We start from the raw sequence: 20,320 nt of genomic DNA, 5'->3' as shown, positions 1-20,320 counted from the left end.
GCGTCCTTCAGCAATTTCCGGCCTATCTAGCCAGAACGCTGAAATTACTTACTTACCAGTGATTTCGTTGTAGATTGGAACACCGTTCCAACCAAACTCAACGTTGGATACGTTTTCGCTCCAACCACCCTGGACAGCCTGGTACCACAGTGGGATTGCTGGAAGATCCTTGAACAAGATCTCCTGTGCCTGGTTGAAGATCTTGGCACCCTCAGCGGCGTCGGTCGCAGCCAGGCCCTTGGCCAGTGCGTCGTCAAATTCCTTGCTGGAGTACTTGCCATCATTGGAACCTGCACCGGTACCGAATAGTGGGCCCAGGAAGTTGTACAGCGATGGGTAGTCAGCCTGCCAACCGGTACGGAAGCCACCGGTCATGGTGTAGGAGGTGACCTTAGCGCGAAGTTCCTTGAAGGAGCTGAACGACTTGGCAGTCGCGTTGATACCAAGGTTGTTCTTCAGCTGGTTAACAACTGCCTCGACGTATTCCTTGTTACCGGCACCATCAACGTTGTAGCCGATGGAGAATTCATCGCCGGAATCCCACTTGCTAATCTTGTCTGCTTCGGCCCAAAGCTTCTTAGCTTCGTCAGCATCAAAGGCGAGGACCTCGCTGCCAGGCAGGCTGTCGTCGTAGCCTTCGATCACTGGAGCGGTGAAGTCCTTAGCGATAACCTTGCCGCCCTGGTACACCTTGTCGATGATCAGCTGACGGTCGATAGCACGCGAGATCGCTGCACGGCGGAGGTTACCCTCTTCATCCTGCTTGAAGTGATCCAGGTAGCCAGGGATGGTGATGGTTGCGTTACCAGCGTATGGCGAGTTGACCGAACGGTCACCCAGGTCAGACTGGTAGGAAGCGAGCTGGCTTGGTGGGATCTGATCCAGTACGTCCAGGTTTCCGGAGACCAAATCCTGGTAGGCCGAATCGGTGGACTGGTAGACCTTGAAGTCGATGCCACCGTTAGCGGCCTTACGTGGACCGTCGTAGTTCTCGTTGACGTCCATCTTCAGGTTGACGTCGTGGTTCCACTCGGTCAGCTTGTATGGGCCGTTGCCAACAGGCTTTTCGCCGAAGGCCTTAGGATCCTCGAAGGCTGCTTCTGGCAATGGCATGAAAGCGGTGTAGCCAAGACGCAGTGGGAAGTCAGATTCTGGCTGGGAGAGCTCGACGGTGAAGGTGGTGTCATCGACAACCTTCAGACCTTCCATCTTGTCTTCCGTGGACTTTTCAGCGTTTACCTTGTCGAAGCCCTTGATGGATTCGAAGAAGTAGGAGTTCAGCTGAGCGTTCTTGGCTGCGGCACCGAAGTTCCAGGCATCCACGAACGAAGCAGCAGTAACAGGGGAACCATCGGAGAAAGTCTCACCGGACTTGATCTTGATGGTGTAGTTCTGGGAATCCGTGGTCTCAATGGACTCTGCGAGTTCATTGACCGGAGCACCCTTTGCGTCATAGCTGACCAAGCCCGTGAAGAGCAGGTCCATAACGCGACCGCCACCAACTTCGTTGGTGTTAGCCGGCAGTAGGCCATTTTGTGGTTCGGTGGTGTTTGCGGTGACGACGTACGAGCCGTCTCCTTCGCCGCCTGCGGAATCAGTTGAACCGCCGCCACAAGCCGACAGGGTCAGTGCCAAGGCTGCTGATAGAACGACAGCCTTAGATGCGTGCGAGTATCGCATCCTATTTCTCCTCAACATAAGGTTGCTGCTTCTGCGTTTCGCAGAGCCGTGCAGGCAAGCGTGAGCTGTAGCACGTAGTGAATGAGATTACATCAAAAATTGCGAAACAACCAATGAATATTCATGAAAGCAATGCTTGAAATCCCTTTTGTCACTCGGGCAAAAATATTATTCCCGAGTCAACTTTCGTTTGTTCTCAAATAAAAATATTCATCAATCCTGGGTCCTCCAAAACCGAGCCGACACCTGAGAGGAACTCACTTGCTTCTTTGCCGTCAACCACTCTGTGATCAAACGACAAAGCCAAAGTCATGGTATGGCGAAGCGCTACTTCATCTCGATACTCCCAAGGCCTGCGTTTCACTTGGCCTAGTGCCAAGATTCCCGCTTGCCCCGGAGGAAGAATTGGTGTCCCAGCATCTACGCCGAACACTCCAACGTTTGTAATTGAAAAAGTACCACCGGATAACTGCGCTGGCGAGAGGCTGCCAGCACGGCCTTGAGAAATAATCTCGCCCAAGGCAGCCGCCAACTCAGGTAGTGGCAAGTCTTGAGCGTTCTTCACCACAGGAACCAGCAACCCGCGGTCACTGGCCACCGCCATGCCCAAGTTCACCGAGCCGTACTCAATGATTTCGTCAGCCGCCTCATCCCACGACGAGTTCAACGCACGGTAGGTACGCAACAATCGGGTCACGACCAAGGCGGCCAATGTTGTGATGTTCAATTTGGCATCACTCATCAAAGGATGAGAACGCATCCGCTCGATAAGCGCCATTGATTCACTGACGTCGACGGTCAAGAATTCGGTGGCATGCGGAGCGGTAAACGCCGACTGCACCATCGCTTTGGCCGTTGCGCGGCGAACTGCCGTGATCTTTATATGCCGGTCTTCGGTTCCCACCGGCCGTTGCGACCCACTCTTGTCGACAGTATTTGCGCCCTCATTAGATCCATGTCTGGCATCAATCGCTTCTTGCACATCACGGCGCAGCACCAGGCCATCTTCACCGCTCCCGGCGAGCGCGGAGATGTCCACACCGTGGTCCCGGGCCAGCTTACGTACTGGCGGTGTACAACGAGTGACCGCAGATCGCTGTTCCTTGTGGTGCTCCACCGTGACAGGTTGTGCAGGTCGCACAGGCCGAGACTTACGTGCAGGTCGAGCCCCAGTAGACGCCGGCGCACCATAGCCCACCAGGGTTGGCGTCCGCTGCGCTTCTGAAGAGACGGATTCGGTGTCTTGCACCGATTCCTCGCCGCCGAAGGTGACTAGGGGGCCACCGACTTGGACAACTTCCCCCTGCTGTGCGTGAATCTCTTGCACTACCCCAGCAAAGGGGGAAGGCAATTCGACAACCGCCTTCGCGGTTTCCACCTCGGCAATCACCTGGTTCAGCGCCACATGCTCGCCAACCTTGATTTTCCAGTTCAGGACCTCAGATTCGGTGAGTCCTTCGCCAAGATCTGGAAGCTTAAAAGTTTGATCCGTCATCACTGGGCAGCTCCCTTGCTCGCCTCATGGTGTCGCATCACGGTATCCACTGCATGCATCACTCGATCCAGGTCGGGTAAGTGGTGGTTTTCTAACCTCGAGGGTGGATAGGGAACATCAAACCCGGTCACTCGCAAGGGAGCATGCTGTAAATAGTCGAAGCATCGCTCGGTAATTTCAGCACAGATTTCTGCACCTAAACCGCTGGTGCGGCTGGCTTCATGAACTACGACGAGTTTCCCGGTACGTTGTACCGATTGTGCGATGGTGTCCATATCCAGTGGGTCCAGGCTGCGCAGATCAATAATCTCCAGACTGGTGCCTTCATCTTCGGCAGCCATCCCCGCATCGATCAGCGTGTAGGTGGTTGGCCCATAACCGACGACCGTGACATCGCTTCCAGAACGAATAATCTTTGCCTTCGGTGATGCCTCCGGTTGGACTTCGCCCAGTTGTGCATCGCTCTTCTCGTGGTAGCGGCGCTTTGGTTCAAAGAAGATCACCGGATCATCGCAGGTGATTGCCTGACGAAGCATCGTATAAGCGTCTTCAACGCTAGATGGGGCAAAAACCCGCAGCCCTGCGGTATGTGCAAAGTACGCCTCGGGTGATTCAGAGTGGTGCTCCGGAGAACCGATGCCACCGCCATAGGGAATGCGGACGGTGACCGGCATCTTCACTCGGCCACGGGAGCGGTAGTGCAGTTTGGCCAGTTGTGAGACGAGCTGGTCAAAAGCGGGGTAGGTGAACCCATCAAACTGGATCTCGACCACCGGCCGATAACCTCGGTAGGCCAAGCCGATCGCGGTGCCAACAATTCCTGATTCGGCTAACGGGGTGTCAACAACACGGTGTTCGCCGAATTCTGCTTTCAGCCCATCGGTAACGCGGAAGACTCCACCGAGCGTGCCGATGTCTTCGCCGAGCAGAATCACTTTCTCGTCTTCGTCGAGCGCATCGTGCAATGACTTATTGAGTGCTTTGAGCATGGTGGTGGCCACGACTATTCACCACCCTCAAAGTCCGCCAAGTAATTCAGGTAGTTTCGCTCGGCCCGTTGGGTGGGTTCATGCGGTTCGGCATAGACATTAGAGAAGAGTTCCTCCACCTTGGGGTCTTCCATGCTGGTGATCGCAGCGCGTAGTTTCGCCGCCATCTCATCTGCAGCATTCTGGGCGCGCTGTTCATAGGACTGAACATCGGCACCCATTTCATGCAGGTACTTCACCAATCGATCAATGGGGTCTTTGGCCTTCCACTCTTCGAGTTGTTCGGCCTTACGGTAGCGGCTGGGGTCATCGGCTGTGGTGTGCGAACCCATGCGGTAGGTCACCGCTTCGATGAAAGTGGGACCCAGGCCATGTCGGGCGTGAGCCAAAGCAGCCTTGGTTGCTGCGTACACGGCAAGAATGTCATTACCGTCCACACGCCAAGTCTTAAGCCCAAAACCGTGAGCACGGTCAGCAATGTGGGTGCGGCTTTGCAGGGTGACCGGTTCCGAGATGGCCCACTGGTTGTTCTGACAGAAGAAGAGCACCGGGGCCTGATAGCTGGCCGCAAAGACCATGGCTTCACTTACGTCGCCCTGGCTGGTGGCACCATCGCCAAAGTATGCCACGGAGACTTGCTTTCCACCATCAAATTTAATGCCCATGCCATAACCGGCAGCATGCAAAGCCTGTGAACCAATAACAATCTGCTGGCAGGCAATGTTCACTTCATTCGGGTCCCAGCCGCTGGCTTGGGCTCCGCGCCAAACGCTGAGTAGATCTTCGGCTTGCACTCCCCTAGCCCAGGCCACTCCGTGTTCTCGATAGGAGGGGAAAATGAAATCGTCATCTTCGGTGGCTCGGACCGAACCAATTTGTGCTGCTTCCTGTCCAAGCAGAGGTGCCCAAAGACCTAGCTGTCCTTGACGTTGCAGGGCGGTGGCTTCATTATCCATCCGTCGAAGCACGACCATATCGCGCAGAAAATCTGCGAGGTCCGCCTCTTTGAGGTCCTTGAGATGGTGGTCAAGTTCTTCATCGGGGATTCGTTTCCCGTCGACGTTCAGCAGCTGATGCGTTGGTAAGCTTCCAGCGGCTACGTCCATGTGTTGTGTGGACACGATCGGCATCCTAACTCTCACGTAGTCGGTGGCGAGATTCTTCATCGAACCCCGCTTAATGTGATGCTACTCACGTAAGGCAGGACGCACAATGGCGATTCAGAAATTAACGCAAAACGCACTGTTTATCACTCAGATCCAGTGCTAACGTGCTCATTATGCACCCCTTGGACATGACAGATCGACGTATCCTGCTAGCGCTGGCCACAGCCAAAAAACGCACCGGCGCGGCTATTGCCACGGCATTGAACCTGGGGCGCAACACGGTGCAGTCACGGATGACTCGGCTTGAGAATGAAGTCTTAGAATCTCCCGACCGCCGGATTCCACCGGCGGCCCTTGGCTACGGATTACTCTCCTTTATCGAGCTTCACGTTGATCAGCGCTATCTCGAAGAGATAGCAACCAAGTTGGCCACCATCCCCGAAGTCTTAGAAGCCCACGGCTTGACCGGTACCGCCGACATCCTAGTGCGCGTGGCAGCCAAAGATGCCGAACAACTCTTTAGGGTGCACGGTCAACTGCTGCACATCGATGGGGTCAACCGCGCCGATTCGGCGCTGTCCATGGCCCAACTTGTTCCCTACCGCACCACGGCTTTACTACGCCATTCCATCAAGTCTTCCTCCCGCTAAAATCGACAAGCATGACTGTGGGGACCAGCCGCCTCGGTTGGTCCCCACAGTCATGCTTTTCTTTTTTACTTGCTCGTTTACCTACCCGAACTTAGTGGTTCACTGCCTTCTCGGCACCCACGCCAGTCAGTGAACGAACTTCCATTTCCGCCTGCTTGGTGACATCCTCGGTGCCCTTATCGGTCACCGACCCCAACCAGCCTAGGAAGAAGGCCAACGGAATCGAGATGATGCCAGGGTTAGCCAGCGGGAAGACTGACAGGTCGATACTTGGAATCATCGACGTCTCGGAACCGGAGAACACCGGCGAGAGGATGATCAAGATCAACGCCGAACCCAGGCCACCGTACATGGACCACAGTGCACCGCGGGTCTTGAATCCCTTCCAGAACAGCGAGTACAAGATGGTTGGCAGGTTGGCCGAAGCAGCCACCGCGAAGGCCAAGGCCACCAGGAAGGCCACGTTCTGACCCTGTGCACCAATGCCACCGGCGATAGCGAAGATACCGATGACCAAAACGGTGCGTCGAGCTACCTTCATTTCCTTCTCGGGGGTGGACTTGCCCTTGGCGATCACCGAGGCGTACACATCGTGAGCGAAGGAGGCAGCCGCGGTAATGGTCAGACCCGCGACCACCGCGAGGATGGTGGCGAAGGCTACGGCCGAGATCAGACCCAGCAGTACGGTGCCGCCCAATTCATAGGCCAACAGTGGAGCAGCCGAGTTCACGCCACCTGGAGCAGCCTTGATCCGATCCGGACCGATCAGCGCACCGGCACCGAAGCCCAGCACCAGGGTGAACAGGTAGAAAGCACCGATCAACCAGATCGCCCAGACCACCGACTTGCGAGCTTCCTTCGCTGTGGGCACCGTGTAGAAGCGCATCAGCACGTGCGGCAGACCAGCGGTACCAAGCACCAAGGCCAGCGCCAAGGAAATGAAGTCCAGCTTAGAAGCTTCAGACTTGCCGTACTGCAGACCCGGGTTCAACAGCTCAGGATTACCAGCCACCTCAGCGGCCTTACCCAGCAGCTCGGAGAAGTTGAAGCCGAACATCGCTAGGGTCCATACGGTCATGATCAATGCACCGGCGATCAACAGGCAGGCCTTGATGATCTGCACCCAGGTGGTGCCCTTCATGCCGCCAACCAGCACGTAGAGGATCATCAGCGCGCCGACGATCACGATCACCAGCGACTGGCCGAGCTTCTCGTCAATGCCGAGCAGCAAGGAGACCAGTGCACCAGCGCCAGCCATCTGTGCCAGTAGGTAGAACACGCACACCGCGAGGGTGGAGATGGCCGCGGCAATGCGTACCGGACGCTGCTTGAGACGGAAGGAGAGCACATCAGCCATGGTGAACTTACCGGTATTACGCAGCAGCTCGGCGACCAACAGCAGTGCTACCAGCCAGGCGACCAAGAAGCCGATGGAGTACAGGAAGCCGTCATAACCGTTGATAGCAATCGCACCAACAATGCCGAGGAACGAGGCCGCCGAAAGGTAGTCGCCGGCAATCGCTGTACCGTTTTGTGTTCCGGTAAAGGAGCGTCCACCAGCATAGTAGTCGGCGGCAGTCTTGTTGTTTTTCGAAGCACGCAGCACGATCACCAGGGTGATCCCCACGAAGGCAATAAAGATGCCGATGTTCACCAGTGGGTTGCCAACCTGTGTTGACTCGGCCGCGCCCTGGGCAAGAATTGAGAGCTGATCCATTTACTTCACTCCCTGATTTTCCAGGCGCTCGCGAATACGAGTTGCCTTGGGATCCAGCTTTTTATTCGAGAAGCTGACGTAGGCGGCGGTAATCGCGAAGGTTGAGACGAACTGCAACAGCCCAAGGAGGATACCCAAGTTGACGTTGCCAAAGACCTTGATTGACATGAAGTCATGGAAGTAGTCAGCCAGCAAGACGTAGGCGAAATACCAGACGAGGAAAAAGATAGCCATCGGGAAAACGAAACTGCGGTGAGTTTTGCGCAGTTCCTGAAATTCCTCGGATTGGCTCTCCGCAACAAAGTCGACGTCACCGGTGACGTCGTGTTCCGGGTTGGCACTCATTCGGGCCCTCCTTGAGCGAGTTAGTGATGTGACGAAAAGCACATCGTATGTGTGACTCAATTCACTATTGGCGAAGATTGTGTTGGCGACTAGGGGTATTTGGCCAGTAGTGGCTCAACGGGTCAGAATCTGCGCTCAACGGCATCAAAGCCGACGCTGAACGGTCGAAGAAAATCGGGGCCCTAAGATGGAACCATGTCTCCTGCGTTGCAAATCACCCTGATCGTGGTCATCGTGGTGCTTGGCATCAGCATCATCGGATACTTCGGTTTCAGGATTTCCCGTTCCACCAAGGAGATGGGTACCGACGCCGAGGAAGCCACCTACAAAACCCTGCACCACATGTCCGTTGCGGTCCCCCACTTAGAGCGCGGACTGACCGAAGAAGGCGCAGCCAAGAGCGCCAAGGCACTGCGCCGGCTCTTGAACTCTCAGGTACTGCTGATCAGTGACACCACACGCATCCTCGCCACGGATTCTGGGATCGAATTCACCGCGCAATTAGAGGAAGACTCGGCCAAAGCCTTCGCCAGTGCGCTGGCCACGAATAAAACTCAGGTGATGCATTCATCCTCCATGGATATCGTCGCTGCACCCATCACCGTGGGAGACCAAAGCGTGGGGACCGTGGTGGCACTCTCCGAGCGTGCCGGTGCCAGCTTTGTGCGGGCCGTCTCCGAGGTCGCGGTCTTTGTCTCCGCGCAGGTCTCCACGGCACAACTCGACGAGTCCAAAGCCATGCTGCTCGAAGCCCAAATGCGGGCCCTGCGCGCACAGATCTCCCCGCACTTCATCTATAACTCGCTGAACGCCATTGCCTCCTTCATCAATACGGATCCAGCACGCGCCCGTGAATTGGTGATCGAATTTGCCGACTTTACCCGCTACTCTTTTCGGCGACGCGGCGAGTTCACCACCCTGGCCGAAGAACTTGAAGCGATCGACCGTTACCTCTTATTGGAAAAGGCCCGCTTCGGGGACCGCATCAAGGTCTCATTGCAGATCGCTCCCGAAGTCTTACCTACCCAGATTCCTTTTTTGGCCTTACAACCACTGGTCGAAAATGCGGTACGCCACGGACTAGAAGCCCGCCCGGATGGCGGAGTCATCTCGATCACCGCCACCGAAGATGGCCTGCACGCGGTCATTAGCGTAGAAGATGACGGGATGGGCATGGACCCGGAACAACTAGCTGGTGTACTGGCCGGGACAACCACCACCATGCACGTCGGATTGCGTAACGTTGATTTACGCCTACGCCAGTTGTACGGAAATTCCAATGGGCTAGTCATCGAGACCGCCCCAGGGGCCGGAACACTGATCACCCTGCGCGTTCCTAAATTCCGTGCGCCTGACACCAGTGGCTCAGATGTTTAGAAAAACTCATAGAACGGTAGAATTTTTCCATGATTAACGTGGTGGTGGCCGACGATGAACTCCCTGCAGTAGAAGAGATCTCTTTTCTGCTGAGCCAAGATTCACGCATCGGCAAGATTCACCGGGCAACCTCCGGCGCCGCAGCCCTCAAGGCCCTAGAAGAGCACGAAGTTGATGCGCTCTTCCTTGATATCCATATGCCGGCGCTGTCCGGTCTTGATATTGCCCGGGTCATTTCTCGCTTTACCCATCCCCCGCTGATCGTTTTTGTCACCGCCGATGAAGATCAGGCCCTGCAGGCTTTTGAGCTGGCCGCGATCGACTACGTGCTAAAGCCCATTCGCCCGCAACGTCTGGCTGAATCTGTACGCCGCATCTGCGAATTGGTGGAAGAGACCCCGGTCAAGCCCGAAATGATCACCGTTGATCAAGGTGGCATCACCAAACTGATTCCCTTGGGTGATATCGCCTATGTGCAGGCCCAGGGCGATTATGCCCGGTTGCATACCAAGGATTCGAGCTACCTGATCCGCGTTCCGCTCAACGATCTGGAACAGCAGTGGGGCGATTCTGGCTTTGTGCGCATCCACCGTTCCTACCTGGTGTGCATGGACAAGATCGAAACGGTGCGTTTGCAAACCGGTAAGGCTGCCGTGATTGTGCACGGGGCGGAGTTGCCCATTTCTCGTCGCGCGCTACCGTATTTGCGCGAACGTTTGGCTGCCAATCGCGTTCGCCCACTCTAGGATTTTGGGAACCGCATGCAAGCCCCTGATTCTCCCCGGGATGACTCGCCACAGGTACCTGCCGGACGTTTTGCCCAACAGCGTCCGCAACGTGTTCGGGTCCAAGCGCCGCAGGACGCATCACTTTCGGTCACCTATCAACCCCCGGAACACACGGCTGAAGAATTCTACGTCCGACAGCTCATCCGCTCCCAACTGCGCTTGGCCTGTGCGGTGGCTGCCGGCCTGCTGATCCTGTTGGTGGGTATCTGCGCATTATTGGTCTTCTGGCCGGTACTTTCCACGATCCGGTTGGTGAGCATTCCGCTTCCCTGGTGGGTTTTAGGCATTGGCATGTACCCGCTCATTATTGTTGCCGGCATGCTTTTTAACCGGGCGGCCGCACGGAATGAACGACGGTATCGGAGCATCAGTCGTGACTAGTTTGCTCTCCGTCCTCGCCCTAATCGTGGTCTGTGTGACCACCATGCTGATCGCCTTTTTCGGGCTAAGAATTTCCCGTACCACCTCAGATTTTTATGTGGCTTCACGCACCGTGCGCCCGTGGTGGAATGCCTCGGCCATCGGCGGCGAATACCTATCGGCCGCATCCTTCCTCGGGGTGGCAGGGCTCATTGTGCTCTCCGGACAGTCTGGGCTGTGGTTCCCCATCGGATATACCGCGGGATACTTGATGCTACTGCTCTTTGTGGCCGCCCCGATGCGCCGCTCGCAGGCCTACACGATTCCTGATTTTGCGCAGATTCGCTTCGATACTTCGCCCGCTTTGCGAAAGCTGACCACTTATTTAGTGGTGGTGATCTGCTGGTTGTACATCGTGCCGCAAATGCACGGAGCGGCCCTGACGCTATCGATTGCTACCGGTCTTCCCAGTTGGGTTGGCCCAGTCGTGGTGGCCGCGGTGGTGTGCGTGACCGTGTTTTCTGGTGGCATGCGCTCGGTGACCTTTGTGCAAGCTTTTCAGTACTGGTTCAAGCTCGCGGCCTTGGTCATCCCCACGATTTTCCTGCTGATCCGCGCAATTCCCGAACAGGCCAGTAGCGAACGAGCTGCGCTACTGTACACGCAGCTCGAATCGGTGAATACGATGAATATCTACGAGACGGTGTCAATTATTCTGGCGCTACTCTTTGGCACCTTGGGGCTACCGCATGTGCTGGTGCGTTTTTATACAAACCCCACCGGCCAGGCTGCACGGTCCACTACGGTGATCGTGTTGTGCTTGCTTTCCGCCTTCTATCTCTTGCCCACCACGCTGGGCGTTCTAGGGATCTTGTACACTCCGGAACTTGGCGCCATCAATGAAACCGACGCGACCATTCTGCTGTTGCCAGCCAGGTTATTTGATGGTTTTCTCGCCGATGTCCTCACCGCCATTGTGGTCGGGGGTGCCTTTGCCGCATTCTTGTCTACGACCTCGGGCCTGGCGGTATCCTTGGCCGGTGCCATCTCGCAGGAGTTCTTCGCTGGAACGGTGCGCGGTTTTAGAATCTCTACCGTACTAGCCATTGCCCTGCCAGTACTCATTGCCGTACTCACCAGCTCCCTGGCCTTGGCTGGGGCCATTGGCAACGTGTTCGCTTTCACCGCATCGACCATCTGCCCACTATTGCTGTTGGGCATTTGGTGGCGTTCTTTGACTGCCAAGGGTGCCATTGCTGGATTGCTGGTGGGTTCCATTACCTGTGGTGCGTCGTTGATTGCCGGTATTTTCCTACCTGCTACCGACCAGTGGTGGATCCATTTACTGCGCCAGCCAGCGGCCTGGAGTGTGCCGTTGGCCTTCGTAGTGATGATTGTGGTTTCACACGGTACACGGCGTACGGTCCCGGGCAATGTAGACCGGGTTATGGCGTTGCTACATGTACCCGATCGCGATGCGAAGTTCCCCGCTTAATCCGCTGGGCCAACACCCCAATAAGTACTCCGGAAAGCACCATGGCCATGCCGGCAAGACTTTGGAACCCGAAGGTTTCGTTGGCCAATAAGGTTCCGAGGATCACGCCGGTCACTGGGTTCAGTAGCCCCAGTAGTCCAACCGTTGCCGAGGGCAGATGGCGCAGTCCGCTAAACCAGGCCAAAAATGCTGTGGCCGTGGCAATCAGACTCAGGTACCCAAAGCCCAGCACCGCACGAGTATCCAGAGCCGGCGGCGGTCCTTGGATCAGCCACGCAAAAGGTAACAGCAGCAGCCCACCGGCAAGTAACTGCCATGCGGTGGTATCCAAGATTCGCTGCCCGTCGGACCACTTTTTGGCGAGCACAAATCCAAGACTTGAGATGCTCATGGCGGTGAGGGATAACAAGATGCCGAGCATGTTGATCTGACTTTGGCCGTCAAAGACCATGATGGCCACACCAACAAAGCCCAAGGCTGCTCCAAGAAGTGGCCAGCGTGTCGGACGCTCTCCTAGTAGTGGCCATGCCACGAGCATGAGGACTCCAGCTGAAACTGCCATGGTCGTTGCAGCAATACTGGAGGGCAGGATCTGGGCTACCGCATACACCAGTGCGAAGAACGCGCCGATATTTAGGGTGCCGAGCACCAGGGATTTCCACCACCAACTACCGGTGGGCAGTCTGCGAGCGAACAACAGCAGGATCAATCCTGCCGGTAGTGCACGAAAGACAGCACCCCACAATGCGGCATCGCTGGGTAAATATTCTTTGGTGACGTAGTAGGTTGAGCCCCAGGCGATCGGCGCGATGGCGGTGACCGCCAGCCTGCCGAGGTGAAGGTTATGAGATCCGCCGATCCCTGAATTAGTTTCCATGGAAACTATATTAGCTTCCTTGGAAACTATAATAAAGACATGGAGCATCTAGATCACGTCGCCCGCATCCAACGACAATGGGCCAAGGAACGCCCGGACCTGGATCCACGCCCGCAGGGAATCATCGGCAGACTGCACCGTCTGGCGATCTTCCTGCGCGAAGAGGTCTGCGCCGTGTACGCGGAACATGGGCTCACCGAGGCCGAGTTTGACGTTCTCGCCACCCTTCGACGAACCGGAGAACCCTATTCCCTCGCTCCTAGCGAGCTCGCGGATCAAACCATGGTGACTTCTGGAGCTACCACCAAGCGTTTAGACCGACTCGTGGCGGCCGGATACGTCACCCGTCACAGCGATGAAGGCGATCAGCGTCGACGTCATATCTCGTTGACTGCCCAGGGCAAAGAAAAGATTGACGAGGTAATGACGGCGCACCTTCATAACGAGGCCCGACTGATCGCCCAACTGGGGAAGAAAGAACAGGCTGATTTAGAGGACGCGCTGAAAAGCTGGCTGACTCATTACGAACCCGCCGATCTCTGAGCACCACCGGTACTTGGGGATACGACAAAGCCGCCAAGGCGGGAAGGAATGATTCCTACTCGTCTTGACGGCTAAGGTTCAGCGTTATCGCTGAAAATTAGTCGATGGATGCCATCAGTTCGACCACACGGTCAAGGAAGGCATCAACCTGGGACTCTTCATATCCTTCGGTGCCCTGTGCAGAGCGGAATTCGACACGACGTACCGCATCCACGGCCATCGGCACATCATTTTCGAAGTAATCAATGAGCTGATCGCAGAGGCGATCCACGTCTTCAATGTTGTAGCTCGACGCATTGGACCGTGAGGGGCGGCGGAAGCGCTCCCCCTTGGAACGGTGCAAACGGCCACGCAGAATGGCTGCCAGGCGTCCGACCTGTTGCAACCAGACTTCCTCACCCTGATGGGCAATGAGATCATCGCGTTCCCGCTTGGCAAAAACATCTTCCAGTCGGTCCAGCGCACCATCGACTTCACGAGCCTGGTAACCGCCCTTTTGTGGGGCGAAGGTGGTTCGGCGGATCAGGTGGCTGGTGACCACGCTGTCGTCATTTCCCCCACCGTTAAAGGTGGCCCGGGCACGGCTGAGGAACGCATCAACCTGCTTTGCGTTGTAGCCGAATTCCGAATCCGGTACGCGGGAAAACGGAGCATCTTGCTGCTGCGACACGACAGTTCCTTTTTCTTTAGTCAGAGGTCAGTGGAATACCGTCCGAAGACGGCACCCACCCCATTCTATTTGGTTGAGCCACACTTAGCTCAATGGCCACACCAAGGCAGCTTCATCAACGGATCAGAAGACCGCAACGCTCCACGCCAGTAGGTGCGAAATCAGGTATCCCAGCGGGATCACAAAGAGCACCGAGTCCAGTCGGTCCATGATTCCGCCGTGGCCTGGCAAAAGATTACTCATGTCTTTAATACCCAGTTCGCGCTTCACCATCGACTCCGCGAAGTCTCCAGTGGTGGCAGCAATGGTGGTAAAGAAGGCCAGGATCACTCCGGTCCACCATGGCATATCGAGCCAGAAATACATGGCACAGGCACCAATGGCCATCGACCCGATCATCGACCCGCTAAAGCCCTCCCAGGACTTCTTGGGCGAAATTTTCGGCGCCATAGGATGCTTGCCGATCAAAACACCCACGATGTAGCCGAAGGTATCGTTGGCCACCGCCAACAACAAGATGGTAGCGATCAGCCACTGACCGTTATCCCCTTCAAGCATCAACAACGCGAAAGAGAGCAACAATGGCACCCAGGTGATGATAAAGACACTACTCATCACCGAGGCAACGGCACCCTTGAGCCCTTCCATGAGCCGGAAAAGCAAGGCGATGAGAATACAGGCGACAAAGCTGAACCCCAGCGCTTCAACTCCCCCAAGCACTGCACTGACCGGAAGCAATATCGAGGCCAGATACAACGGGATCTGGGGCACCGCAGTTTTTGCGTGGGTCGTGGCTCGCGCTACTTCCCAGCAACCAATGCCGCTCAGCACGATCACCGCGAAAACCAACAGCGGTTCGTAGAGGAACAGCCCCGCGAGCACGATGCCAAGTAGCACCACGCCCACACCAATGGCCGCGGGAAGGTTGCGTCCTGCCCGCGACTTTTTCGGCTCTGGGTTGCCGATCAGCAGTTCCGGCGGAATCGCTGCTTCCTGCGCATCGGGTTCCCCGGTCTCGGCCAGGTCCTCAGAATCGCTGTGCGGCGGTTCGGGCTGGACTGACACCGGTTGCTCCGATGCCGGTTGAGCCACCTTGTTCGGTTGCTCTTTATCGGCCTCAAAAACTATTTTTGCGCGCTGTTTAGCGTGAGCGGTCTTGGCCTTGTCCTGCGCCGATGGTGCGAGGTCAACAACAAGCTCCGCTTCGGAAGCCTGCGGCGCAGCAGCCTGTGCGGGCTCGCTACGTTTTTTGCCACCACGCTTCTCGGCTTTTTCCTGCGCTTCACGCAGGGCGCGGGCCTCACGGCGAGTCATCGGCTGGGCGTTACCGGATGCCACTGAGGGCACCGCCGAAGCGTTGCCCCCAGTGTTCTCTGTCGAGCCCGGCATTAGACTTCCAGCAGCTCGGCTTCTTTGTTCTTCAGAATCTCATCGACCGAATCGACGTGCTTCTTAGTCAATGCGTCCAGGTCCTTTTCTGCACGGGTACCCTCATCTTCACCAATTTCGCCATCCTTGACCAGCTTGTCAATGGTGTCCTTGGCCTTGCGACGGTGGTTACGCAGTGCAACACGAGCGTCTTCTCCCTTGGCCTTAGCCAGCTTGACGTATTCTTTACGACGCTCTTCGGTCAGTACTGGCAATACCACGCGGATCATCTTGCCATCCGATGAAGGGTTGGCACCAACTTCTGGGTCGCCCAGAGCCTTTTCGATATCGCGCATTGCGGTGACGTCGAATGGGGTGATGGTGATGGTGCGTGCCTCAGGTACAGCGAATGATGCCAGCTGCTGCAGTGGGGTTGGCGAACCGTAGTAGTCAACCATGACCTTCGAGTACATGCCTGGGTGCGCGCGACCGGTACGAATCGTCGCGAAGTCCTCCTTGGCAGCGTCAATGGTGCGTTCCATCTTTTCGGCGGTCTCCGCCAGCGTTTCCTCAATCACCGGTACTCCTCAAGTTCTTCATCTGTGTTTCCGCAACGGGAAATAAATCTACTTCAATCCTAGGCTACGATCACCAATTAAACGGTGACGGTGGTACCGATCCGCTCACCGCGGATAGCTGCAGCCACGTTTCCTTCGCCTTCCATACCAAAGACGAGCATATCCAGCTTGTTATCCTGGCACATGGTCATGGCGGTCTGGTCCATCACGCGAATGTTCTTCAGCAGTGCTTCGCTGTAGGTCAGGGTGTCCAGCTTCTGTGCGGTTGGATCCTTCTTCGGGTCAGCAGTGTATACGCCGTCAACGCCAGATTTAGCCATCAATACCTCGTCAGCATCCACTTCCAGCGCACGCTGAGCGGCGACGGTGTCGGTGGAGAAATATGGCAGACCTGCGCCCGCACCAAAGATGACGACGCGATCCTTTTCCATGTGGCGGATGGCGCGACGTGGAATGTAGTTCTCGGCGACCTGTGCCATGGCGATGGCGGACTGCACGCGAGTTTCCACACCGCACTGTTCTAGGAAGTCCTGCAGGGCCAGGCAGTTCATCACGGTGCCGAGCATGCCCATGTAGTCTGCACGGGAGCGGTCCATGCCTGCAGCCGAAAGTTCAGCGCCGCGGAAGAAGTTACCGCCACCAACGACGATGGCCACTTCTACTTCACCCACGGTTTCGGCGATTTGCCGAGCCACGCCACGAACGGTGTCTGGGTCAACGCCGACCTTGCCACCGCCGAACACCTCACCGGAAAGCTTTAGCAGGACGCGACGACGTTTGGTTGCTGGGGTGGTTGGCATAAGTTGTCTTACTCCTGGAGGTCGGAATCAAGCTGTGGGTAGTACTTCCCAGTTCCCAAGTTATCTTGTGATCCGGGCTCAAGAAAAGGGAGGCGAGTCACCGAGTTATTTCTCGGTGCTCACCTCCCTTTGATCTTGTGCACTCAGATTTCTCTGAATGCGAGTCGCTTAATGCGTGTTATGTAGTGCCTGAAGCTGAAAGCTTAGGCGCCAACACGGAAGCGTGCGAAAGCAACTGGCTTGGTGCCAGCTTCTTCGAAGACCTTGCCTACGGTCTTCTTTGCATCCTTAGCGAAAGCCTGATCAACCAGGACGATCTCCTTGAAGAAGCCGGTCAGACGGCCTTCAACGATCTTGGTCAATGCAGCTTCAGGCTTGCCCTCTGCGCGAGCGGTTTCGTCAGCGATACGGCGCTCATCGGCAACCTTATCTTCTGGAACCTCTTCGCGGGACAGGTAGGTAGGAGCCATTGCAGCGGTGTGCACAGCAACGTCGTGGGCAACGGTTGCAGCAGCTTCGCTGTCAGCATCCACAGCCATCAGAACGCCAACCTGAGCTGGCAGGTCCTTGCTGGTCTTGTGCAGGTACGAAGCAACCTTGGCACCTTCGATGCGGGCTACGCGACGAACAACAATCTTCTCACCGAGGATTGCGCCTTCTTCGATGACGGTGTCACCGATGGTCTTGCCGTCCAGCTCGAAAGCCAACAGTGCTTCGGCGTCAGCGGCACCGGATGCAACAGCGGCATTCAGAACCTTGTCAGCCAGTGCGATGAACTTATCGTTCTTTGCTACGAAGTCGGTCTCGCAGTTGATTTCAACCATAACGCCAACGTTGCCGTCGACCTTAGCTGCAACCAGACCTTCAGCGGTCGAGCGGCCTTCGCGCTTGGTAGCGCCCTTCAGACCCTTGACGCGAATGATCTCGATGGCCTTCTCGGCGTCGCCGTTAGCCTCGTCCAGAGCCTTCTTAACGTCCATCATGCCGGCGCCAGTGCGCTCGCGCAGTGCCTTGATATCAGCAGCGGTGTAGTTTGCCACGTGCAATCCCATTCAGCTAGGAGTTTCAAGTTTGATTTGCTTGTGGGACGGGTCGGTTCTCCGGCCCGTCCCACAAGACTTGGTAGAACTTGCCTCAATCAACACGCTAGTGTCTCAAGGCAAACTCTTAGAGTCACGCAGGTGACTACTTAGCTTCGTCAGCCTTGGTTGCAGCTTCCTCAGCAGGAGCTTCAGCCTTAGCCTTCTCACCCTCGAGCAGTTCCCGCTCCCACTCAGCCATTGGCTCAGCGGCACCCTCAGACTTGCCTGCAGCCTTGTTGTTCTTGGCGATGAGGCCTTCGGCCACAGCGTCAGCAACAACGCGGGTCAGCAGGTTGACGGAGCGGATAGCGTCGTCGTTGCCTGGGATTGGGTAGGTAACTTCGTCTGGGTCGCAGTTGGTGTCCAAGATGGCGACAACGGGGATGCCCAGCTTCTGAGCTTCGTCGATTGCCAGGTGTTCCTTCTTGGTGTCAACGATCCAGATCGCCGAAGGGGTGCGGGTCAGGTTGCGGATACCACCGAGGTTGTTCTGCAGCTTGGTCAGCTCGCGCTTGAGCAGCAGCAGTTCCTTCTTGGTGTGACCGGAGCCAGCAACGTCCTCGAAGTTGATCTCTTCCAGTTCCTTCATGCGCTGAACACGCTTGGAAACGGTCTGGAAGTTGGTCAGCATACCGCCGAGCCAGCGCTGGTTCACGTATGGCTGGCCAACGCGGTTAGCCTGCTCAGCAATTGCTTCCTGAGCCTGCTTCTTGGTACCAACGAACAGTACGGTGCCGCCGTGAGCAACAGTCTGCTTCACGAACTCGTAAGCGCGGTCGATGAACGACAGCGACTGCTGCAGGTCGATGATGTAGATGCCGTTGCGCTCGGTGAAGATGAAACGCTTCATCTTTGGGTTCCAGCGACGGGTCTGGTGGCCGAAGTGGACGCCGCTGTCAAGCAGCTCTCGCATGGTTACGACTGGCATGTCGCAACTCCTTTCAGCAGTGGCGGACCGGGCACACAAGCGCCCGCGGTAACTGCTCTTAGTTGTTCGGGTTGATGCAAATAGCCATTGTGGATATCTGCCCTAGTATGAGCCCCGAAGATGCTTGGCATCTCGCCGTCGGTCCACCGATTCTCTCGGACCACTGGAACCTCAGGCCACAGACATATTTGCCTGTGGAACCTCATACGCGAAGTCAGCTCCCTACCCGTTGCACCCGGTTTTGGACACAACTATGACAGGAAACTGCTGTTTCAAGTGTACTACACGCATCGCTTCTGAAGGCACTCAGTACCGTGATCTAGAGCCCATCGACTTACCCACAATTCGTACCGCTGGTTAAGCCTCACGCCTTGCATCTGTAGACGCTAAAAGAATGAAAACCAAAGTTGTTCTTTTGCGCATCACCAGACTCCTGCTGATCACCATCAGTGTTGCACTGACAACGGTTAGCACCGCCCCACCGAGCCAACCACAGCCACCGGTGCCGGCAGCGTTATCGACAAGTAACGGTTGGCGGTGGCCATTGGCCGGTGAACCTAAAATCGTCGAGCCCTTTGATAAGCCAGCGGAAAACTGGCTTCCTGGGCATCGAGGAGTCGACCTAGGTGCCAGTGAAGGAGACAAAGTCTTTGCTCCGCAGCGAGGGAAAGTCACGTTCGTTTCGAGAGTAGTGGACCGCCCTGTGCTGGTGATTGATCACGGCAATGGTTTCAAAACTAGCCTCGAACCTGTCATCGCCGAGGCGAAAGTCGGCGACTGGGTTCAGCCCGGAGCGCACGTGGGAAATGTGGGAACCGGAGCACACTGCTCTGCCCGATGTATCCATTGGGGCGTGCGACTAAATGGCGAATACATTGATCCGGTTCTGCTCATTCGTGATCTGCGACCGTCCATCTTGTTGCCGCTAAACCAATAAATAACACTGCCCCTACTGCTTTGTTCCTATGTTTCGATAGAATGAAAGTCATCAAGTCAGGCACAGAGAGACGGGCGGTCCATGAAAAAAGCACTGATCATTACCGCGTGCATCACTGCGTTAGTTCTTGGCATGATCTACGGTTTGTGGCAAGACGGAACGAAACCGGGTTTCGGCATCATACCCTTCATCTTGTTCGGCATGGCGTTAGTTGCAGGCTTCATTCGCAGACTTGTCGTGGCACGGCGTGCTGGAAACCTTCGCGAAGGTTTCCAGCCACTACGGGATGCCAGCACTGCTTTTGAGAATATGGCTGCAGGCCGCGACGCCGAGTTTCGCCCCGGGGTCATTCAGCACCATCCTCAGCATCCGGATAAAGATCCCCTGGCCTGACAAAAATCGCCCGGTAACTCGTTGACATGAGTTACCGGGCGATTTTCAATTGTAGGGAGTGACGGACTTGAACCGACGACCAAGGGATTATGAGTCCCCTGCTCTAACCAACTGAGCTAACTCCCCACATGTGTTCACGACT

At 56.3% G+C, this 20,320-nt stretch carries 21 protein-coding genes and 1 tRNA gene; 8 read left to right on the top strand and 14 right to left on the bottom strand.

Annotated features, from left to right (window positions below; all coding sequences use genetic code 11):
* Nucleotides 1–48 precede the first annotated feature (48 nt).
* From QMQ05_RS04535 to pdhA, 4 genes are all read right to left on the bottom strand, one after another.
* Nucleotides 49–1,680 carry a peptide ABC transporter substrate-binding protein gene (locus QMQ05_RS04535; protein WP_345473382.1) on the bottom strand — a complete coding sequence of 544 codons (1,632 nt, stop codon included), beginning with the start codon at nucleotides 1,678–1,680 and terminating at the stop codon, nucleotides 49–51.
* 196 nt (nucleotides 1,681–1,876) lie between these two features.
* Nucleotides 1,877–3,175 carry a dihydrolipoamide acetyltransferase family protein gene (locus QMQ05_RS04530; RefSeq protein WP_345473380.1) on the bottom strand — a complete coding sequence of 433 codons (1,299 nt, stop codon included), beginning with the start codon at nucleotides 3,173–3,175 and terminating at the stop codon, nucleotides 1,877–1,879.
* A complete protein-coding gene (locus QMQ05_RS04525) occupies nucleotides 3,175–4,164 on the bottom strand; it encodes an alpha-ketoacid dehydrogenase subunit beta (RefSeq protein WP_334121743.1) in 990 nt (329 codons plus the stop codon). The genes QMQ05_RS04530 and QMQ05_RS04525 overlap by 1 nt, the downstream gene beginning before the upstream one ends.
* Nucleotides 4,165–4,178: 14 nt before the next feature.
* Entirely contained in the window at nucleotides 4,179–5,294 is a 1,116-nt protein-coding gene (gene pdhA, locus QMQ05_RS04520) for a pyruvate dehydrogenase (acetyl-transferring) E1 component subunit alpha (RefSeq protein ID WP_345474634.1), read from the bottom strand.
* Between the two features lie 164 nt (nucleotides 5,295–5,458).
* Here pdhA and QMQ05_RS04515 point away from each other — a divergent pair, with 164 nt between their 5' ends.
* The gene (locus QMQ05_RS04515; RefSeq protein ID WP_334121670.1) at nucleotides 5,459–5,920 is read left to right on the top strand and encodes an Lrp/AsnC family transcriptional regulator; all 462 of its coding nucleotides are present in this window, start codon (nucleotides 5,459–5,461) and stop codon (nucleotides 5,918–5,920) included.
* Between the two features lie 91 nt (nucleotides 5,921–6,011).
* Here the strand turns inward: QMQ05_RS04515 and QMQ05_RS04510 are convergent, their stop codons facing one another.
* Together QMQ05_RS04510 and QMQ05_RS04505 are read right to left on the bottom strand one after the other, a co-directional pair.
* Nucleotides 6,012–7,637 carry a solute symporter family protein gene (locus tag QMQ05_RS04510; RefSeq protein ID WP_345473378.1) on the bottom strand — a complete coding sequence of 542 codons (1,626 nt, stop codon included), beginning with the start codon at nucleotides 7,635–7,637 and terminating at the stop codon, nucleotides 6,012–6,014.
* Complete coding sequence (locus QMQ05_RS04505; protein ID WP_345473376.1) at nucleotides 7,638–7,982, bottom strand: DUF485 domain-containing protein; 345 nt, start codon at nucleotides 7,980–7,982, stop codon at nucleotides 7,638–7,640.
* Between the two features lie 195 nt (nucleotides 7,983–8,177).
* Here QMQ05_RS04505 and QMQ05_RS04500 point away from each other — a divergent pair, with 195 nt between their 5' ends.
* Genes QMQ05_RS04500 through QMQ05_RS04485 form a run of 4 tightly spaced genes read left to right on the top strand, consistent with a single transcriptional unit; the run spans nucleotide 8,178 to nucleotide 12,002 of the window.
* Entirely contained in the window at nucleotides 8,178–9,359 is a 1,182-nt protein-coding gene (locus tag QMQ05_RS04500) for a sensor histidine kinase (protein ID WP_345473374.1), read from the top strand.
* Between the two features lie 29 nt (nucleotides 9,360–9,388).
* Entirely contained in the window at nucleotides 9,389–10,105 is a 717-nt protein-coding gene (locus QMQ05_RS04495; protein ID WP_334121666.1) for a LytR/AlgR family response regulator transcription factor, read from the top strand.
* Nucleotides 10,106–10,120: 15 nt separating this feature from the next.
* Nucleotides 10,121–10,528, top strand: coding sequence for a hypothetical protein (locus tag QMQ05_RS04490; RefSeq protein ID WP_334121665.1), 408 nt, complete (start codon nucleotides 10,121–10,123; stop codon nucleotides 10,526–10,528).
* On the top strand, nucleotides 10,521–12,002 hold the full coding sequence (locus QMQ05_RS04485) for a cation acetate symporter (RefSeq protein WP_434063171.1): 1,482 nt from the start codon (nucleotides 10,521–10,523) through the stop codon (nucleotides 12,000–12,002). The genes QMQ05_RS04490 and QMQ05_RS04485 overlap by 8 nt, the downstream gene beginning before the upstream one ends.
* On the opposite strand, the gene QMQ05_RS04480 is transcribed toward QMQ05_RS04485, so the two are convergent.
* Complete coding sequence (locus tag QMQ05_RS04480; RefSeq protein WP_345473371.1) at nucleotides 11,953–12,879, bottom strand: EamA family transporter; 927 nt, start codon at nucleotides 12,877–12,879, stop codon at nucleotides 11,953–11,955. The two genes, QMQ05_RS04485 and QMQ05_RS04480, sit on opposite strands and share 50 nt — an antisense overlap.
* 39 nt (nucleotides 12,880–12,918) lie before the next feature.
* Here QMQ05_RS04480 and QMQ05_RS04475 point away from each other — a divergent pair, with 39 nt between their 5' ends.
* The gene (locus QMQ05_RS04475) at nucleotides 12,919–13,422 is read left to right on the top strand and encodes a MarR family winged helix-turn-helix transcriptional regulator (protein WP_345473369.1); all 504 of its coding nucleotides are present in this window, start codon (nucleotides 12,919–12,921) and stop codon (nucleotides 13,420–13,422) included.
* Between the two features lie 97 nt (nucleotides 13,423–13,519).
* Here the strand turns inward: QMQ05_RS04475 and QMQ05_RS04470 are convergent, their stop codons facing one another.
* From QMQ05_RS04470 to rpsB, 6 genes are all read right to left on the bottom strand, one after another.
* Nucleotides 13,520–14,092 (bottom strand): DivIVA domain-containing protein, encoded by a 573-nt coding sequence (locus QMQ05_RS04470; RefSeq protein ID WP_345473367.1) that lies wholly within the window; start codon nucleotides 14,090–14,092, stop codon nucleotides 13,520–13,522.
* A 123-nt stretch (nucleotides 14,093–14,215) separates the two neighbouring features.
* Complete coding sequence (locus QMQ05_RS04465) at nucleotides 14,216–15,481, bottom strand: phosphatidate cytidylyltransferase (RefSeq protein ID WP_345473365.1); 1,266 nt, start codon at nucleotides 15,479–15,481, stop codon at nucleotides 14,216–14,218.
* A complete protein-coding gene (gene frr / locus QMQ05_RS04460; protein WP_334121660.1) occupies nucleotides 15,481–16,038 on the bottom strand; it encodes a ribosome recycling factor in 558 nt (185 codons plus the stop codon). Before frr ends, QMQ05_RS04465 begins: the two co-directional genes overlap by 1 nt.
* A gap of 77 nt (nucleotides 16,039–16,115) precedes the next feature.
* Nucleotides 16,116–16,838, bottom strand: coding sequence for a UMP kinase (gene pyrH, locus QMQ05_RS04455; protein ID WP_013348327.1), 723 nt, complete (start codon nucleotides 16,836–16,838; stop codon nucleotides 16,116–16,118).
* A 203-nt stretch (nucleotides 16,839–17,041) separates the two neighbouring features.
* Nucleotides 17,042–17,878, bottom strand: coding sequence for a translation elongation factor Ts (tsf, locus tag QMQ05_RS04450; protein ID WP_058255614.1), 837 nt, complete (start codon nucleotides 17,876–17,878; stop codon nucleotides 17,042–17,044).
* A gap of 145 nt (nucleotides 17,879–18,023) precedes the next feature.
* Nucleotides 18,024–18,848 carry a 30S ribosomal protein S2 gene (gene rpsB, locus QMQ05_RS04445; RefSeq protein ID WP_013348325.1) on the bottom strand — a complete coding sequence of 275 codons (825 nt, stop codon included), beginning with the start codon at nucleotides 18,846–18,848 and terminating at the stop codon, nucleotides 18,024–18,026.
* 394 nt (nucleotides 18,849–19,242) lie between these two features.
* Here rpsB and QMQ05_RS04440 point away from each other — a divergent pair, with 394 nt between their 5' ends.
* A complete protein-coding gene (locus QMQ05_RS04440) occupies nucleotides 19,243–19,785 on the top strand; it encodes a M23 family metallopeptidase (RefSeq protein ID WP_345473360.1) in 543 nt (180 codons plus the stop codon).
* An 81-nt stretch (nucleotides 19,786–19,866) separates the two neighbouring features.
* Entirely contained in the window at nucleotides 19,867–20,178 is a 312-nt protein-coding gene (locus QMQ05_RS04435) for a hypothetical protein (RefSeq protein WP_345473358.1), read from the top strand.
* 52 nt (nucleotides 20,179–20,230) lie between these two features.
* Here the strand turns inward: QMQ05_RS04435 and QMQ05_RS04430 are convergent.
* Nucleotides 20,231–20,304: transfer RNA gene (locus QMQ05_RS04430), tRNA-Ile, on the bottom strand.
* Between the last annotated feature and the right edge of the window lie 16 nt (nucleotides 20,305–20,320).

Source organism: Glutamicibacter sp. B1, from assembly GCF_039602135.1.
Lineage (GTDB): Bacteria > Actinomycetota > Actinomycetes > Actinomycetales > Micrococcaceae > Glutamicibacter > Glutamicibacter ectropisis.
This window is presented reverse-complemented; position numbering and strand designations above follow the sequence as displayed.

What these genes read in the sequence shown, in the direction of transcription:
- QMQ05_RS04465 (WP_345473365.1), bottom strand. Translation starts at nt 15,481, where the DNA reads ATGCCGGGCTCGACAGAGAACACTGGGGGCAACGCTTCGGCGGTGCCC.
- QMQ05_RS04525 (WP_334121743.1), bottom strand. Translation starts at nt 4,164, where the DNA reads ATGCTCAAAGCACTCAATAAGTCATTGCACGATGCGCTCGACGAAGAC.
- pdhA (WP_345474634.1), bottom strand. Translation starts at nt 5,294, where the DNA reads ATGCCGATCGTGTCCACACAACACATGGACGTAGCCGCTGGAAGCTTA.
- QMQ05_RS04500 (WP_345473374.1), top strand. Translation starts at nt 8,178, where the DNA reads ATGTCTCCTGCGTTGCAAATCACCCTGATCGTGGTCATCGTGGTGCTT.
- QMQ05_RS04480 (WP_345473371.1), bottom strand. Translation starts at nt 12,879, where the DNA reads ATGGAAACTAATTCAGGGATCGGCGGATCTCATAACCTTCACCTCGGC.
- QMQ05_RS04515 (WP_334121670.1), top strand. Translation starts at nt 5,459, where the DNA reads ATGACAGATCGACGTATCCTGCTAGCGCTGGCCACAGCCAAAAAACGC.
- QMQ05_RS04435 (WP_345473358.1), top strand. Translation starts at nt 19,867, where the DNA reads ATGAAAAAAGCACTGATCATTACCGCGTGCATCACTGCGTTAGTTCTT.
- QMQ05_RS04490 (WP_334121665.1), top strand. Translation starts at nt 10,121, where the DNA reads ATGCAAGCCCCTGATTCTCCCCGGGATGACTCGCCACAGGTACCTGCC.
- QMQ05_RS04510 (WP_345473378.1), bottom strand. Translation starts at nt 7,637, where the DNA reads ATGGATCAGCTCTCAATTCTTGCCCAGGGCGCGGCCGAGTCAACACAG.
- QMQ05_RS04495 (WP_334121666.1), top strand. Translation starts at nt 9,389, where the DNA reads ATGATTAACGTGGTGGTGGCCGACGATGAACTCCCTGCAGTAGAAGAG.
- rpsB (WP_013348325.1), bottom strand. Translation starts at nt 18,848, where the DNA reads ATGCCAGTCGTAACCATGCGAGAGCTGCTTGACAGCGGCGTCCACTTC.
- QMQ05_RS04475 (WP_345473369.1), top strand. Translation starts at nt 12,919, where the DNA reads ATGGAGCATCTAGATCACGTCGCCCGCATCCAACGACAATGGGCCAAG.
- QMQ05_RS04530 (WP_345473380.1), bottom strand. Translation starts at nt 3,175, where the DNA reads ATGACGGATCAAACTTTTAAGCTTCCAGATCTTGGCGAAGGACTCACC.
- QMQ05_RS04505 (WP_345473376.1), bottom strand. Translation starts at nt 7,982, where the DNA reads ATGAGTGCCAACCCGGAACACGACGTCACCGGTGACGTCGACTTTGTT.
- QMQ05_RS04440 (WP_345473360.1), top strand. Translation starts at nt 19,243, where the DNA reads ATGAAAACCAAAGTTGTTCTTTTGCGCATCACCAGACTCCTGCTGATC.
- QMQ05_RS04535 (WP_345473382.1), bottom strand. Translation starts at nt 1,680, where the DNA reads ATGCGATACTCGCACGCATCTAAGGCTGTCGTTCTATCAGCAGCCTTG.
- pyrH (WP_013348327.1), bottom strand. Translation starts at nt 16,838, where the DNA reads ATGCCAACCACCCCAGCAACCAAACGTCGTCGCGTCCTGCTAAAGCTT.